The sequence below is a fragment of the Veillonella sp. CHU732 genome (genome assembly GCF_003992085.1).
In the GTDB taxonomy this organism is placed as follows: Bacteria; Bacillota; Negativicutes; order Veillonellales; family Veillonellaceae; genus F0422.
The window spans coordinates 54565-69488 of sequence record NZ_RQVC01000011.1 but is presented as its reverse complement, the minus strand read 5'-3'; the positions used below and the strand labels follow the sequence as shown (position 1 = coordinate 69488).

The window sequence follows — 14924 nt, the reverse complement described above, 5'->3', positions numbered from 1 at the left end:
ATATATGATGGATTGTGGTATGAATTAGCTTTTTTATATCATGCAGGTAAGCCGCGTATGATGTTAAATCCTATGAGAAGAATTATAGAAACATTTATAATATTCACTGGAATAGACGAATTTTATGCTAAAAATCAAGATATAAAACGACTGCTTAATGTTAATTCACATGGTAATGTAGTTTTTGATGTGGATACTACAAGCATAGGCTGTGATGATTTAATTAATATGATGAAATCTCTATTTAAGAATAATAATTATGAAGCACATTTCAATAAAAAGTGGAAACATTGGAAGAAACATTGTAATGGTTAATGATAGGAAAGGCCTTTAAAGTTCTTTAAATCAATTTGAAAAATAATTAGTATAATTTATATAAAAGTATGTGAGGATATCTCTAGTGATGTACAGCCATATAATTATTTACATGGCTAAAAGGGGGGGAATAATGTATAATCGCTACTAGAGTGTTTTTGTAATAGTATAGATGATAACTTTAATATAAAAGGTCAGGTGTAATAGGCATGGCGAATGGCAGCCTTTTGGCTAAAAAATTACATATAGTATCAAAAGAAAATAAATGGCACAAAATATTATCCTTAGCTAGTTTGTCGAAAGAAGAGTTAAACAAGGAATTGGCAAAGGGGATAGATTCGTTAAAGAATACACGATCTTATACTATAGACGAAGTAGATGCGTTTTTTATGAAGAAATACGGTATATAAAAAAGGACTGTAACGAAAATGTAAAAATGTACATTTTGTTACAGTCTCTTTTTGCATACGTTATATTAAATTACGTTTCCTGTTTCTGTATTCTCCAACAAAAAATCAATGACATGTTTATGAATGATTCCATCCTGGCTAAAGTCAACGGTATCCATGGAGAGAACAAACTTAGGGTAATTATCTTGTACATGAGCATAGACGCCAAATTCACGTTGTCGTGTGGCTTCTGTTTCCATGAGATAGGACACTTGATAGTATATTCGTTCCTTATCTTTAGTGGCGATAAAGTCGATTTCCATATCTTTTACTTTCCCAATTTCTACGGTATATCCTCTAGAAATCAGCTCAATATATACGATATTTTCCAGGGCTCGTTCAATATCTTTCGTATTAGAATACCCCTTAGCAGCCCGAAATCCATGATCCGTAAGGTAATATTTTTCATCGATTTTAAGATTCTTTTTACCGACCGTATCGAATCTAGACACCTTTTTCAGGATGAAAGCTTGCTGACAATAGTCTAAATAATTCAGGATAGTATCAATAGAAACATCCCGATGCTCGCTCTTTAAATACTTTTTAATACTAGTTGCCGAAACAGGGGACCCTATATTTTGTATAGTAAATGATAGGATTCGATTGAAAATATCTACATCGCGAATCTTATTGTGTGTTAACACGTCTTTAATCAAAACCGTATGATACACATCATTTAGATATTTATAACTACTATTTTCTTCTAGGTTAAAGTATTTTAAGGTAGGCATACCACCTAATTGAACAAACTTAGTGAATAGCTCTTCCTTACTTAGATGTTTTTCCTGAAATACTTCTATAAACTCATCAAATGTAAATGGTTGTATTTCAAACTCTACATATCTGCCAGCAAGAAGTGTAGCAAGCTCGCCAGAGATTAAGGATGAATTGGAGCCAGTAATATAGATATCACAATCTCTATCAACGCGCAGACCATTTACAACTTTTTCCCAATCTTGGACTAATTGTATCTCGTCAAAAAAATAGTAGAGTTTTCCATCCAAGTGTTTCGTTGTTTCTATGAGATGCTTAGCTAGTAGTGCTGCAGTGTTTATCTCTAAAAATTCTAAGGATTCAAAATTAATATAAATTTTTTGTTCATCAGGTACTTCCTGCAAGATAGTATCTTTAATGATTGTTAATAAAGTAGACTTCCCCACACGACGCATACCTGTGAGAATTTTAATCACTGGTTTATCAATAAACGGTTCTATTTGTGCCAAGTACTTAGGGCGTTTAATATATTCCACGGCTAACACCTCACTTTCATTGATTCTATTATACTCGAAATAGATGTATATTCCAACAGTGATTTCGACTATAATCGAAATCATCAGCACTTATGTATATGATTTCGACTATAATCGAAATCATCAGTAGATATTAGCGTAGATTCGATTATAATTGAAATCTACATGAGCTTTATGATATAAAACGCCTAAAAAATCAACATATCGTAAATATTTGTGATATAATAAAGACAAAGAAGCGTCATCAACGTGAGTTGGGCTCATCTCTTCCTATTATGGGAGGAGGTGGTTGCTATGACAAAATATGAAAAGATTACTTTAGTCATTTCTATTATTAGTTTAGCAATTCAAATCATTGATCTTGTAAAATAGACAATGAAAAGCCTAACGTAAAGAGGTATCTCACCACCTCAACACGTTAGGCAAATCACATTTCACTACTTTTGAGATGAGCCTAACGCCACGACACGTTGATGGCTCTTCTTGTTTCTATGTCAAGTATACCATAGTTACTTACAGAATACAAATCCGCCCCTCCCCGAAGTAACGACGTCGTTCCGCCTACATCTTTGGCGGGGGAGTTGTATTATTCAGAACATACAAAAAGAGCACGGTGTGCTCCGAACAAACATTATGAAATACCGTTTGTGAGGAGTATACCGTGCTCTTTTATTGATTGCATATAACCCCGCCAAAGATTAGGAGGAACAACTAGTGCATTCATCCATTTCTAAGGATTGGTTACGGATATAGTAAATTGTCTTAATGCCTTGTTTATAGGCTTCCACATATAAATCTAAGATTTCTTTCGCTTTCATTTGTGGCGTAATATACAAGTTGAAAGACTGTGCTTGGTCGATATGGCGTTGACGGATACCGCAAGCCTTGATGGACCATTGTTGATCGATAGTATGTGCTTCTTTATAGAACCACATTGTTTCATTGCTCAAATCAGGTGCTGTTTTCGGAGTGAAGCTACCTTTTTTCTCTTCGATGAAGAATTTTTTGAAGATTGGATCGATACCAGCTGTGGTATTAGCAATGTTGGATGTACTGCCTGTTGGAGCGATAGCCATTAAGTAACCGTTACGGATACCGTATTTTGCCACATCTGCTCGCAGTTGTTGCCATCTTTCAGAGGTGTAACCACGGCGTTCAAAATATTCCCCAGTTTCCCATTGAGAACCTTTGAAAGCAGGGTAAGCACCTTTTTCTTTCGCTAATTCCATGGATGCCTTGATGGCAGCGTAGGCGATATTTTCAAATAACGTATCAGCGATCTCCAAGTGAGCGTCGCTTTCCCATTGTACTTTATGTTTCACCAAATAGTGGTGGTAACCGCTAGTGCCTAAGCCAATAGCGCGATATTTTTCACTTGTTACCCGTGTTTCAGGCACAGGGAATTGGTTGATAGTAATAACGTTGTCCAACATACGAACTTGTAAAGCGATATTTTCTTCCAATTCTTCATCAGAGGTTTGACCTAGGTTGATAGAGTTCAAGTTACACGTTACCATGTCACCCGCTTTTGTGCGAGTCACGATGGATCCATCGTCTTGGATGATTTCTTCATCTAAATCAGTGAAGCCAACGTTTTGGGCGATTTCATGGCACAAGTTGGATGCATAAATCATACCTGCATGCTTATTAGGGTTCGCACGGTTTGTCGTATCTCGGAAGAAGATGAAAGGTGTACCTGTTTCTACAGCCGAACGCATGATTTTTTTCATCATGTCCAAAGCACTGACTTCGATGCCGTGTAGATCTGGGCTAGCTTCACAAGCTAAATATTTTTCCGTGAACGCTTTATTCGTATCGTCATCGTAATAGTCTTCTAATTGAAAGCCCATCACACGGGATACTTCATGTGGGTCGAATAAAGTGAAGTGTTCACGGTTGATAACACGTTCCATGAAAATATTTGGTACAGATAGAGCAGGGAAGATGTCGTGTGCCTTACGGCGATCATCACCATTGTTCGTACGAAGTTCTACAAATTCGTAGAAGTCTTTATGCCACACATCAAGTGTTACCGTAGCGCCACCTTTACGTTTACCTAGTTGGTCTACCGCAACAGCTGTGTCATTGTACAAACGAATCCAAGGGATAACACCGCCAGAAGAATTTTTATAGCCACGAATGTCGGAGTTCAAGGCACGTACTTTACCAAGATAAATACCAAGAGCGCCACCATGTTTAGACACACGGGAGAATTTTGCGTTCACATCGTAAATGGACCATAGATTATCTTCTACACCAGAAATAAAGCAAGAGCTTAGTTGATGGAATGGTGTACCAGCATTTGCCAATGTTGGTGTAGCTGTAGTCATTTTTAATTCGCTCATCAAATCATAGAATTTTTTAGCGTAGTAGACTTTTTTGTCCCCTTCGATGACAGCTAAATGCATAGCGATAGCCATGAAACGCTCTTGTGGAAGTTCGTAAATTTCTTTGTTGAAGCCTTTCACCAGATAGCGGTCTGCCAATAATTTAATACCTTCATAGTTAAATAAGTAGTCACGTTTTGGCTTGATATAATCGCCTAGTTCTTCTAACTCAGCTTCTGTATATTGTGTTAAGAAAAAGTCTGCATAACGACCAGCAGCGACTAAGGTTTTTACTAAATCAGTGAAGTTGCCATACCCAAAGGCTTTGTATTTACGGTTGATAGCAGCTTCTTTGTATAAATCGAATAAGTATAGACGAGCAGCCACGAATTGCCAATCTTGGTTCATGCGGTTTACCATGTTGCCAAAACCATCGTCTACTTTTTGGATGACTTTCTCAATGGCAGTTTGAACAAGAGTTTGTTGAATTTGTTTCGTAGTCATGCCGTCCACGAACTGCAATTTACAGTCCATTTCAAGCTCGATAGGGTCACAAGAGTCTAAGCCTAAACAAGCAAAGGCAACCATTTTCTTCGTTTTTTCTACCGACAATGGCTCATAATGGCCATCACGTTTCTTGATCATAATGCTCATGAAAGTTCTCCCTTTTCTAAAAGTGTAGGATACTTGTATCCATTGTTAAGATTATCCACATATATTGAATATATGTGAAAGCATATCCGTTTAACATATGTATTAGGCCTTGACCATAAAAGGACTCCCATTTACGAATTGCAAATGAGAGTGCATAGATATGTTTTCACACGGAATCAATATCAATATGTTGTATAGAGATAAAGTGCTTTGGCACAACATCTTCTAAAATTATACTATATCAGTCATTTTTTCACAACGCCCTCAGCATGTCAAAAATGCATACCATAATGAGGAAAAGATACTTTACAAAATAAAGAGGATGAAAAATTTTGCCGCTTTTGTATAAGATAATTTGTAATGGGTACTTTCAGAAAAAGAAAATGGAAAAAAATAGATATGACTTGTAGTCAAGATGTGATAAAAATCAATATGTTGTATTATAAAATAAAATCATACTATTAATGCAAAATAAGTATAATGGAATATAAAAATAGTTAGTGAGAAAAAATATCATATAGAGAAAAGTAAACATTTTAAAAGTATTTAATTAATATACTTGTGAAATAAAATTTAATAATGACAAAAATTTATATAACCTAAAAAATTGTGTAATAACAAGATAGTTGAGGGAAAAGATAAAAGTACACTGTATAAGTATAAATTGAGTGGGAGTTAGCTTGAAATATTATTATTGTTATATATCTATTTAGAACCTATGAAAAACGTTATCAAAACTGCTTAATCCCTTGTAAAAGAGGGGTTTTAAGGAGGTGGTGTGACAATTGTAACACTTTGAAATAGCGTATATAATAAGTCTATAGATTGATGCATATATCAGTCATGTATGCAGTTAAACATAGTTCCTTATTTTAAGAACAGTATGTAAGAGGTATAGTTCAAAATAAGACAAGTGTTTTTGAGGAGGTACGTATGGAACAATATGATGTTCTCGTAGTAGGTAGTGGTGGAGCAGGCCAACGAGCTGCTTTAGAAGCTGCACGACGCGATGGTTTGCGTGTAGCATTGATCACAAAAATTTTCCCAACACGTTCTGCCACAGCAATGGCACAAGGTGGTGTTAATGCGGCGTTAAATAACGTAGCAAAAGAAGACTCCACAGAAGTTCACACATTCGATACTGTAAAAGGTTCTGACTATCTTGGCGACCAAGATGCTATCGAATTCTTCTGTCAACGTTGCCCAGAAGGGGTATTAGAAATGGATTTCATGGGAACTCCTTTCTCTCGTACAGACGAAGGCAAGATCGCACAACGTAACTTTGGTGGACAATCCTATCCACGTACATGCTACAGTGCGGATAAAACTGGTCACGTAATTCTTCATACAACATATGAACAATGTCTTAAAGAAGGCGTACATTTCTTACAAGAATGGTACCTATTAGATATCGTTGTAAAAGACGGTAAAGCTGGTGGTGCTATTATCTGGAATATGAAAAAAGGTAAAGTAGAAATTATCAAAGCTAAATCCATCGTATTATCTACTGGTGGTGCTGGCCGTGTATTCTGGACTCGTACAACTAACCCATTCCTTTCCACTGGTGACGGTATGGCAGTAGCTTTCCGTGCTGGTGTAGGCTTGAAAGATATGGAAATGATCCAATTCCATCCAACTGGACTTGGTAAAACTGGTATCTTGATGTCCGAAGCTGTTCGTGGTGAAGGCGGATACTTGTTAAACGTTGAGGGCGAACGTTTTATGAAAAAATACGCTCCTAACAAAATGGAATTAGCGTCTCGTGACGTTGTAGCAAAAGCAATCGAAGATGAAATTGCAGCTGGTCGTGGTTTCAATGGTTCTGGCCTTGATGCATACGTAGTAGCTGACCTTCGTCACTTAGGACCTGAAGTTATCATCGAAAAACTTCATGGTATCCGTGACTTGGCTCTTTGCTTTGAACATTGCGATCCTTTAACTGATCCAGTGCCAATTCGTCCTACTTGCCATTACATCATGGGCGGTATCGACGTAGTAGACTACAAAACTTGTGCTACAGAGATTCCTGGTATCTTCGCATCTGGTGAAGCATCTTGTATCTCTATCCATGGTGCTAACCGTTTAGGTGGTAACTCCTTAGCTGACGGCGTTGTATTTGGTAAAGTATCTGGTGCAGGTGCTGCTGATTATGCGCAAGCTAGTGGATTTGCAGATTGCGATGCTGAATTACAAGCAAAAGCTGATGAGTGGGAAGCTAAATTCGTTGAAGTGACATCCCGTACATCTGGTCGTCCAGTAGCTGAAATTCGTGATGAATTAGCTGTGGCTATGTGGAATAAAGTAGGTATCTTCCGTAACGAAGCAGGTATCACAGAAGCTCTTGAAGTGATTGATCGTTTGACAGAAGAATATGAAACTTGCTATGTAGGTGACTCCAACCGTACTTACAATATGGCATTCGTAAACTACGTAGAAATCAAATCTATGTTAACAGTTGCGAAAGCTATCGCTTTAGGTGCTTTACACCGTAAAGAATCTCGTGGTGCTCACGTTCGTGAAGAATTCCCTAAACGTGATGATTCCCAATACTTAAAACACGCTATTTGGAAACTTGGCGAAAATGGCGAATACGTAATGTCCGAACGCGATGTAGTGTTCACTAAATACGAACCACAAGAAAGGAAGTACTAAGATGAGACAAATTACTTATCATATCCACCGCTTTAACGAAGGCCGCGCGTATGTACAGTCTTATACTTTCGATTATGAAGCAGACCGTACTATCCTTTGGGGCTTACAAAAAATTAAAGATACATTAGATCCAACATTAACTTTCGTAGCAGCTTGCCGTTCTGCAGTATGTGGCGCTTGCTCCGTGAAAGTTAACGGTCAAGCTATGCTTGGTTGTGAAGCTAAAATCGACGAAATTACAGAACGTTTCGGTTCTGATGAAATCACAGTAGCACCAATCGGTAACTTTGATGTAATCCGTGACTTAGTAGTTGACTGGGAAGCAAAAGTTAGCCGCTTGAAAGAAGTAGCTCCTTGGATTTTCGTAAAACCAGAATTCACTACTAAAACTGGAACTCGTCAAACAGCAGCAGATTTCAAAAAATTCGTTATGAACACAGAATGTATCCTTTGCGGATGTTGTGCTTCCGAATGTAATAAATTGTCTGCTAACCGTGAAGACTTCTTGGATCCATATGTATATACAAAAGCGAATCGCTTTGTAATGGATTCCCGTGATGTGTCTCCAATGGCGCATACTACACCAGCTTTCAATCATGGCTTGTGGAAATGTGTACATTGCATGAACTGTATCACTCGTTGTCCAAAACATTTGAAACCAGAAAAAGATATTTCCAACCTTCGCCGTGTAGCGACACAAGCAGGCTTGTCCAATAAAGGTACTCGTCATGCTATCGCGTTCAAACAAGACTTGTTAAATACTGGTCGCCTAAACGAAGTAACAATGAGCTTGAAAACAGACGGATTATTGGATTCCGCAAAACAAGGTCTATACGCTCTTCGTTTATGGAAACATGGCAAAATCAATCCATTTGAATTGGTAGTTCCTCATAAACCAGTAAATGGTATTGAAGGTGTTCGTACAATCGGTCGTGCAGTAGAGGAGGCTGGAAAATAATGAAATACGGATTTTTCCCAGGTTGCGTATTAGAAGGCGCATCTAAAGAAGACTACTTAGCAACCGTTGCAGTAGCGAAAAAATTAGGTATCGAAATCCAAGAATTAGACGGGTGGACTTGCTGTGGCGCGTCCCACGTTCAAGATATCGATCCATTATTGACTCTTTCCACTAACGCTCGTAACATCGCGTTGGCTGAAAAAGAAGGTCTAGATATTCTTACAGTTTGTAACACTTGTACATTAATGCTTCGTGAAGCTAAAAAAGAGCTTGATGAGCATGAAGTAACTCGTCAAAAAGTAAACAACATTCTTGGCGAAGCAGGTATGAACTATAAAGGTACTAGCGAAGTAACACATTTCTTGTGGGTTCTTATCCGCGAATATGGTTTAGATAATTTGAAAGCAAAAGTGACTCGTCCATTAACTGGCCTTCGCGTTGCTGAATATTATGGTTGCCATATCCTTCGTCCAGAAGAAGAAATGGGTTTTGAAGATATGCAAATCCCAACAAGCTTGGCAGATTTGATTACAGCATTAGGTGCGACTCCAATCGATTTCTCCCGTAAATTAGATTGCTGTGGTTTCCATGCAGTATACCCTGCACATGATTCTGTAATGCAAATGACTGGTTCTATCAATGCAGATGCGCAAAAAGAAGGTGCTGATTGTGTCGTAACACCATGCCCACTTTGCCAAATGCAATTGGATATGTTCCAAAAAGAAGCAAAAGCAACTGTTCCAATGAATGGTGATATGCCTATCATCCACATGAGCCAATTAATTGGTCTTGCATTGGGTTGCACTCCAGCAGAAATGGGTATGACTGATCGTCACTTGGCAAGTACTGCTTCCTTGAACCGTTTCTTATAATCAGAAATACAATCGTATTACACAAACTTACAACAGGTTGTCCTTCGGGGCAGCCTGTTTTCTTTATCTAATTTTCAAAATAGATGTATATTGGCTATTGGGACTATAGCCCAAATGAGTTGGTTGCAATAGCAATGAGCTTAGTTCAATACTGGGTTATAGGACAAAATGAGTTGGTTATAATAGTGGTGAGCCTAGTTAAATACTAGGCTCATTGAATGTTAAAGTTGGTTGAAAAAGATTGAGGTAGGATACAATGAGATGCATTTCCTAGTGGTAAACCAAGTCAAATACAGGGTGTATTGTGTAGTAATCTTTTTAAAATATAGTAAATTATTATACTATTGTAAGATTAATATACCGAACATATATATTGAAAATATAGAACAAATATGCTATTATACTACTATAGAGGAGGGATAGTATGGCAGTGTATATGTGCTTGGATTTGAAGAGTTTTTATGCTTCTGTGGAGTGTGTAGATTTGGGGGTGGATCCCTTTACGACTCCATTAGTTGTAGCGGATGCATCACGTGGATTAGGGGCGATTACACTGGCTATTTCTCCGGCATTAAAGCAATTAGGCGTTAAGAATCGATGCCGTTTGTTTGAGATTCCCTCTACTATTGAGTATATGGCAGTGAAACCTAGGATGCGACGATATATGGAAGTATCTGCCTCTATTTATGGTATCTTATTGGACTATGTGGCACCAGAAGATATTCATGTGTACTCGATTGATGAGTATTTTATTGATGTGACTCCCTATAGCCGATTGTATAAGAAAACATGGCGGGAACTAGCATTGCTCTTCAAATATAAGGTATTAGAACAGACTCATATTCATGCTACAGTTGGATTAGGAACTAATTTGTTTTTATCTAAGGTAGCCCTCGATGTGTTGGCAAAGCATGCGCCACAGGGAATTGGTATTCTTAATGAGGAATTATTTAAAGAAAAAATATGGCATCATCAACCGATTACAGATATTTGGCAAATCGGAAGGGGAATCGCAAGCCGGTTACATAAGTATGGCGTAGTGGATTTACATGGTATTACGACTGTGCCGGAGGAACGCTGGTATAAGGAATTTGGGATTAATGCGGAGCTACTCATTGACCATGCTTGGGGGCGTGAGACGTGCACTATGAAAGAGATTCATATGTACCGACCAGCGAAACACTCTTTGTCGAGAGGGCAAATTTTGCTGAGGAATTATTCCTACGAGGAGTGTTTTGTGCCTCTTCGGGAGATGGTGGAATCTTTATTGTTGGAACTGATTGCAGAGAAAGCGCTGACAAAATATATTTCCTTAGGGGTGCGGTATGCAGATAGGACAGTGAAAGGTACCGGCGGATCACGACGATTATCGAAGTATACGTGCTCCTTAGAGGTACTTTCACAGGCCGTGTTGGAACTGTATAAAGAAACTACTTATCCTCATCAGGAGATACGGCAGTTATCGGTGGGATTTGATGATTTAGTGAGTCGTGAGGCCATACCTTGGGAAGAAGATTTGTTTTCTACGTCTCAGGATAGGGAAGAAAAGGCATATCAAGTGGAACGGACTGTATTGACTATAAAGGAAAAGTTTGGCGGTAACTCTATACTCCGTGCTAGCAGTTTGCAAGAAGAGGGGACGATGCAGTTTCGTAACACCTTGGTGGGAGGACATAATGCAACATAAACGACCGAAAATGACATTGTTACAGCGGGCGAAGCAATTTATGCCTTTTGCGGCATTAAAGGGATTTCAAGAGTTGTTGGATGAAACAGCACGATATAAAGAGTGTCGTAAAGAGCTTTCAGAGGAGCAATTGGAAGTATTGGATACACAGTGTAAGGGGCTAGTGATAGGGGACGTAGTTAGTGTAGTCTATCACAATGGACGAGTTTATGATACGGTGCAAGGGCGATTACAACAGATTGATACAGTGTATCGAACGATGACTGTAGGAGATGTGCTTGTACCTATGTCTCATATTATACGGGTTACCATCATCGGTTGAGTATTGACCATTTTTGTAAATCATGTAGAATGGTACATATAAGCTATGTGCTAGATATGCGAGCCATAGCGAACACATGAGAACAGGATGGACATAATGAAACAAAAGCGATATAGAACCTATGGGTGGTGGGCCATAGGATTGAGTCTAATCTTGGCTTTGCTAGGATTAGGCTGGAATATGTATGTGAAATATACAACGCCGGTGACGAAATATGTGGTAGAAGCAGGCGATTTTGAATTGCAAATCCCTAAGTTAGGCGTAACTAGTACAACGATTTCCTTAGCTTGGAATCCAGTAAATGATGACAGATTGGCGGGATATGATGTTTACGTCAATCAAGAAAAAGTGAAAGAAATTCGTTCTAGTGCAAAGGGCGTATCTATCATTCCTAGACTAGAGTTGGATGGATTAGAATCCGATACAGTATACTTAGTGCAAGTAAAAGCTGTAGATGATACGGGCTCTACTTTGTCGGATTCTTCCAAGGTACCAGTCAAAACATTACCTCAAGAACCACGGTTAGAGGCTACCGCCTATGGCGCTGTAGGAGATGGGATTACGGACAATACATTAGCGTTACAAAAAGCGATACGTGATACCCCAGCGGGAGGTATCTTACATCTTAGTAAAGGGGTATATCGCACAGGAACGCTATTCTTGCACAGTTATATGACCTTAGAATTAGATGAGGATGCTGTGCTGATGGCGATTAATGATAGCTCTGCCTTTGTAAAGCCTAATTATGTGGTGACAGGAGGTACGCCATATTTAGGACTTTTACAGTTAGAAGGCGATGAGCAAGGACCTATCGAAAACGTTGTCATTCGTGGTGGTACTATTGATGGATATGGATGGAAAGAAGACCTTTTACAAGAGGAGAATACACCCGAAGCGGATGCAGTGACGCAAGATGTGCTTGATCATACTGGTTTGTTAAGTAAGTCTGAAGTACAAGCGGCAATGCGTAGAGGGGCTAGTTATGAGAAAGGAAACACCATACGGTCTTCTTTAGTGGTTATCCATCATGGTAAGGATATTTTGCTGAAACATACGGTGTTAAGAAATGCATCAGCTCATATGGTGGAGGCTACACAAGTGGATCAACTAAGCATCCAAGAGGTGCGTATGGAAGGTAGGCACAGTGGTGATGGCTTACATTGGGATGGTGTAGGGCTATTGATGTATAACCTTGTGATGGAACGTATGCAACAAGGGATTGTAGTCTTAGCAGGACATCCTGTAGGATCTAGTGTAACGGAACAGTGGAATGCGTATAATTTACAGATTCGCCATAGTCGTGTAGGCATTGTCTTTAGTAATACAGGGAATACTTGGATTCAACATATGTACTTACAAGGATTGACGATGGAAGATGTACTACTCGCTATGCGTATTCGTGAGACCACAACTATAGGTGGTGGTATACGTGATATTGTAGTGCGAGAAGTAGAATTGCGGGATATTATACAACAAATAGATATAGGTAACAAACGGAATAGTCCTGTGGAATGGATTCGTAGTTCAATAACATTTCAAAAGCAACAAAAAATAGAGGAGAGTTGATAATTCAACTCTCCTTTGTTGCTTGTTCAAAAACTATTGGATTTATTTTTGTAATGGATTGTGGAATAATCCTTGCGTTTTTTTTCGACGTTTGTTAGGCACGTAAACTTGTAAAAACTTAGGCAATACTTCTAAGTCTACTGGTGCATCAGGTCCGATATCGCCATCCATGTTGGTGGACGCATCCATGGTGTCACACACTTCGATGCGAGCTTGTTTGACTTTTAGGATGGTTACATATTTTGAATTATAAATAGAACCACTTAGAATGAGTGGTAAAATAAAGAATAGGTTCATAATAAAATATTCTTTAAAGATGATAATACGCATGTATCCATCGTCGACGGAAGCGGTAGGCATGAAATGCTCAAAGCTAGACACTACATTGGTTAATAAGGCGATGACCAATGGAGACATAAATTCTTGGGTTCCTTCTTCGGTAGTGATGCGGAACTTATAATCCTTGGTTGTAAATAAGGCTTGTCCGCCTTTGGCAAAGTAGGCTAGAGGTCCTAATAATTGTTTTTCTTTTGGAGTGACGGAGGCCACAACCTCAGGGATGACCCCGATGGCGATATTGTTGCAAAAAAACGAATCGTTACAACGCCCTACATCGACATGGCGGATGGTACTGTTTTTTAAGCCGTGAATAGCTTCTAATGGTTGTAAGGGGATGCCTAGAGCACGGCTCATATCGTTGACAGTGCCAAGGGGAATGAAACCGAATTTGGAGCGACAGCCAGCTTTCACAATGCCGTTAACAGTTTCATTAATAGTGCCATCACCGCCCATGCAAAAGATGGCATCAAACCCTTCGTTGGAGGCTTCGATGGCGAAGCGGGTTGCATCACCAGCTTGTCGGGTAAATTTTACTTCTAAACGATCAAAAAGAGCGCTTAGTTGCCATTGTAGTTCCATTACGTATCGGCGGGCCCGACCACCACCTGATACAGGGTTTATAATAATTAGACAACGACTCATGGTTGATTCCTATTCTATACACAGATACATTAGTTATTACTATTATATCACAGGGACATTAGATTTCATTGATTTTTAGGACCTATTTCACGTATAATGAAAGAAATGTGTTACGTATGCCAGACTAGGTGAAAGTATAGAACAGTAACATCTTGGAGGGGGATTCGATGGATAAGACGGAAGAGTATCGTTTACATAGTATAGACTCAATAGGGCGGTTGCCGCTGAGTGAGCAAGTGTATATGTCGCTAAAGCAAGCTATTTTGACGGGTTCTTTGAAACCAAAAGTGAAATTAAGTGAAGTGCGTATTGCAGAACAATTAAATGTGAGCGCCACTCCGGTACGTGAAGCATTTCGTAAACTGGCGAAAGATAATCTTGTGGTCATTAAACCGTGGAAAGGCGTGACGGTGAAAGGCTATTCTCCAGAGGAGATTGTAGCCATGTATCAATGCCGTGAAGTAATGGAAGGCTTGGGTGCTAGACTTTGCGCAGAACGATGCACAGAGGAGCAGTTAGCAGAGTTACAAGAAGTGTGTGATGCAGGAATTCATACAGAAGATCCAGAGGAACGGGTTGCCATTAATAGTCGCTTTCATACATTGATTGCAGAATTTTCTGGCAATGACCGGGTAGCAGATTATTTAGCGGATTTTCGGGAAATGGTAAATCGTGACATGTATATCAGTACGTCAGATAAAACACGTACCATTTCTTGCGATTTAGAACATCAACAAATTATGGAAGCTATCCATGATCGCAATGGACAGCTTGCAGAAGAGCGGATGCGAGGTCATGTGCGGAATGCCTTTGTATTTAAAAAGGCTCATGCAGAGTTATTGGCGAAGCAGAAAGAAAAGTAATAATTTTGGCGGTGAAAGTATTCATAGG

Annotated in this window: 12 protein-coding genes; 9 read left to right on the top strand and 3 right to left on the bottom strand. The window is 39.0% G+C overall.

Translation table 11 applies throughout. The features are described from left to right. The coding region (locus EO121_RS08660) for a hypothetical protein (protein WP_206168550.1) at positions 1–315 on the top strand (315 nt) is incomplete at its 5' end. Positions 316–524: 209 nt separating this feature from the next. Continuing rightward, the gene (locus EO121_RS06235) at positions 525–725 is read left to right on the top strand and encodes a hypothetical protein (RefSeq protein ID WP_009353748.1); all 201 of its coding nucleotides are present in this window, start codon (positions 525–527) and stop codon (positions 723–725) included. 65 nt (positions 726–790) lie between these two features. On the opposite strand, the gene EO121_RS06230 is transcribed toward EO121_RS06235, so the two are convergent. Further along, positions 791–2014 (bottom strand): ATP-binding protein, encoded by a 1224-nt coding sequence (locus EO121_RS06230; protein ID WP_127166831.1) that lies wholly within the window; start codon positions 2012–2014, stop codon positions 791–793. A gap of 698 nt (positions 2015–2712) precedes the next feature. Next, positions 2713–4995 (bottom strand): ribonucleoside-diphosphate reductase subunit alpha, encoded by a 2283-nt coding sequence (locus tag EO121_RS06225; RefSeq protein WP_127166829.1) that lies wholly within the window; start codon positions 4993–4995, stop codon positions 2713–2715. Positions 4996–5928: 933 nt separating this feature from the next. Here EO121_RS06225 and EO121_RS06220 point away from each other — a divergent pair. The 6 genes from EO121_RS06220 (at position 5929) to EO121_RS06195 (ending at position 13052) form a co-directional block, all read left to right on the top strand. Continuing rightward, a complete protein-coding gene (locus tag EO121_RS06220; protein ID WP_127166827.1) occupies positions 5929–7647 on the top strand; it encodes an FAD-binding protein in 1719 nt (572 codons plus the stop codon). Between the two features lies 1 nt (position 7648). Then, positions 7649–8605 (top strand): succinate dehydrogenase/fumarate reductase iron-sulfur subunit, encoded by a 957-nt coding sequence (locus tag EO121_RS06215; protein WP_127166825.1) that lies wholly within the window; start codon positions 7649–7651, stop codon positions 8603–8605. Then, complete coding sequence (locus tag EO121_RS06210) at positions 8605–9477, top strand: CoB--CoM heterodisulfide reductase iron-sulfur subunit B family protein (RefSeq protein WP_127061866.1); 873 nt, start codon at positions 8605–8607, stop codon at positions 9475–9477. Before EO121_RS06215 ends, EO121_RS06210 begins: the two co-directional genes overlap by 1 nt. Positions 9478–9901: 424 nt before the next feature. Next, positions 9902–11164, top strand: coding sequence for a DNA repair protein (locus tag EO121_RS06205; RefSeq protein WP_127166823.1), 1263 nt, complete (start codon positions 9902–9904; stop codon positions 11162–11164). Then, positions 11154–11486 carry a hypothetical protein gene (locus EO121_RS06200; protein ID WP_240629400.1) on the top strand — a complete coding sequence of 111 codons (333 nt, stop codon included), beginning with the start codon at positions 11154–11156 and terminating at the stop codon, positions 11484–11486. Before EO121_RS06205 ends, EO121_RS06200 begins: the two co-directional genes overlap by 11 nt. 96 nt (positions 11487–11582) lie before the next feature. After that, positions 11583–13052, top strand: coding sequence for a glycosyl hydrolase family 28-related protein (locus tag EO121_RS06195; RefSeq protein ID WP_164725877.1), 1470 nt, complete (start codon positions 11583–11585; stop codon positions 13050–13052). Positions 13053–13094: 42 nt separating this feature from the next. Here the strand turns inward: EO121_RS06195 and EO121_RS06190 are convergent, their stop codons facing one another. After that, positions 13095–14033 (bottom strand): diacylglycerol kinase family protein, encoded by a 939-nt coding sequence (locus tag EO121_RS06190; protein ID WP_127166819.1) that lies wholly within the window; start codon positions 14031–14033, stop codon positions 13095–13097. A gap of 167 nt (positions 14034–14200) precedes the next feature. On the opposite strand from EO121_RS06190, the gene EO121_RS06185 reads away from it, so the two are divergent. Then, a complete protein-coding gene (locus EO121_RS06185) occupies positions 14201–14896 on the top strand; it encodes a GntR family transcriptional regulator (RefSeq protein ID WP_127166817.1) in 696 nt (231 codons plus the stop codon). Positions 14897–14924: the final 28 nt, after the last annotated feature.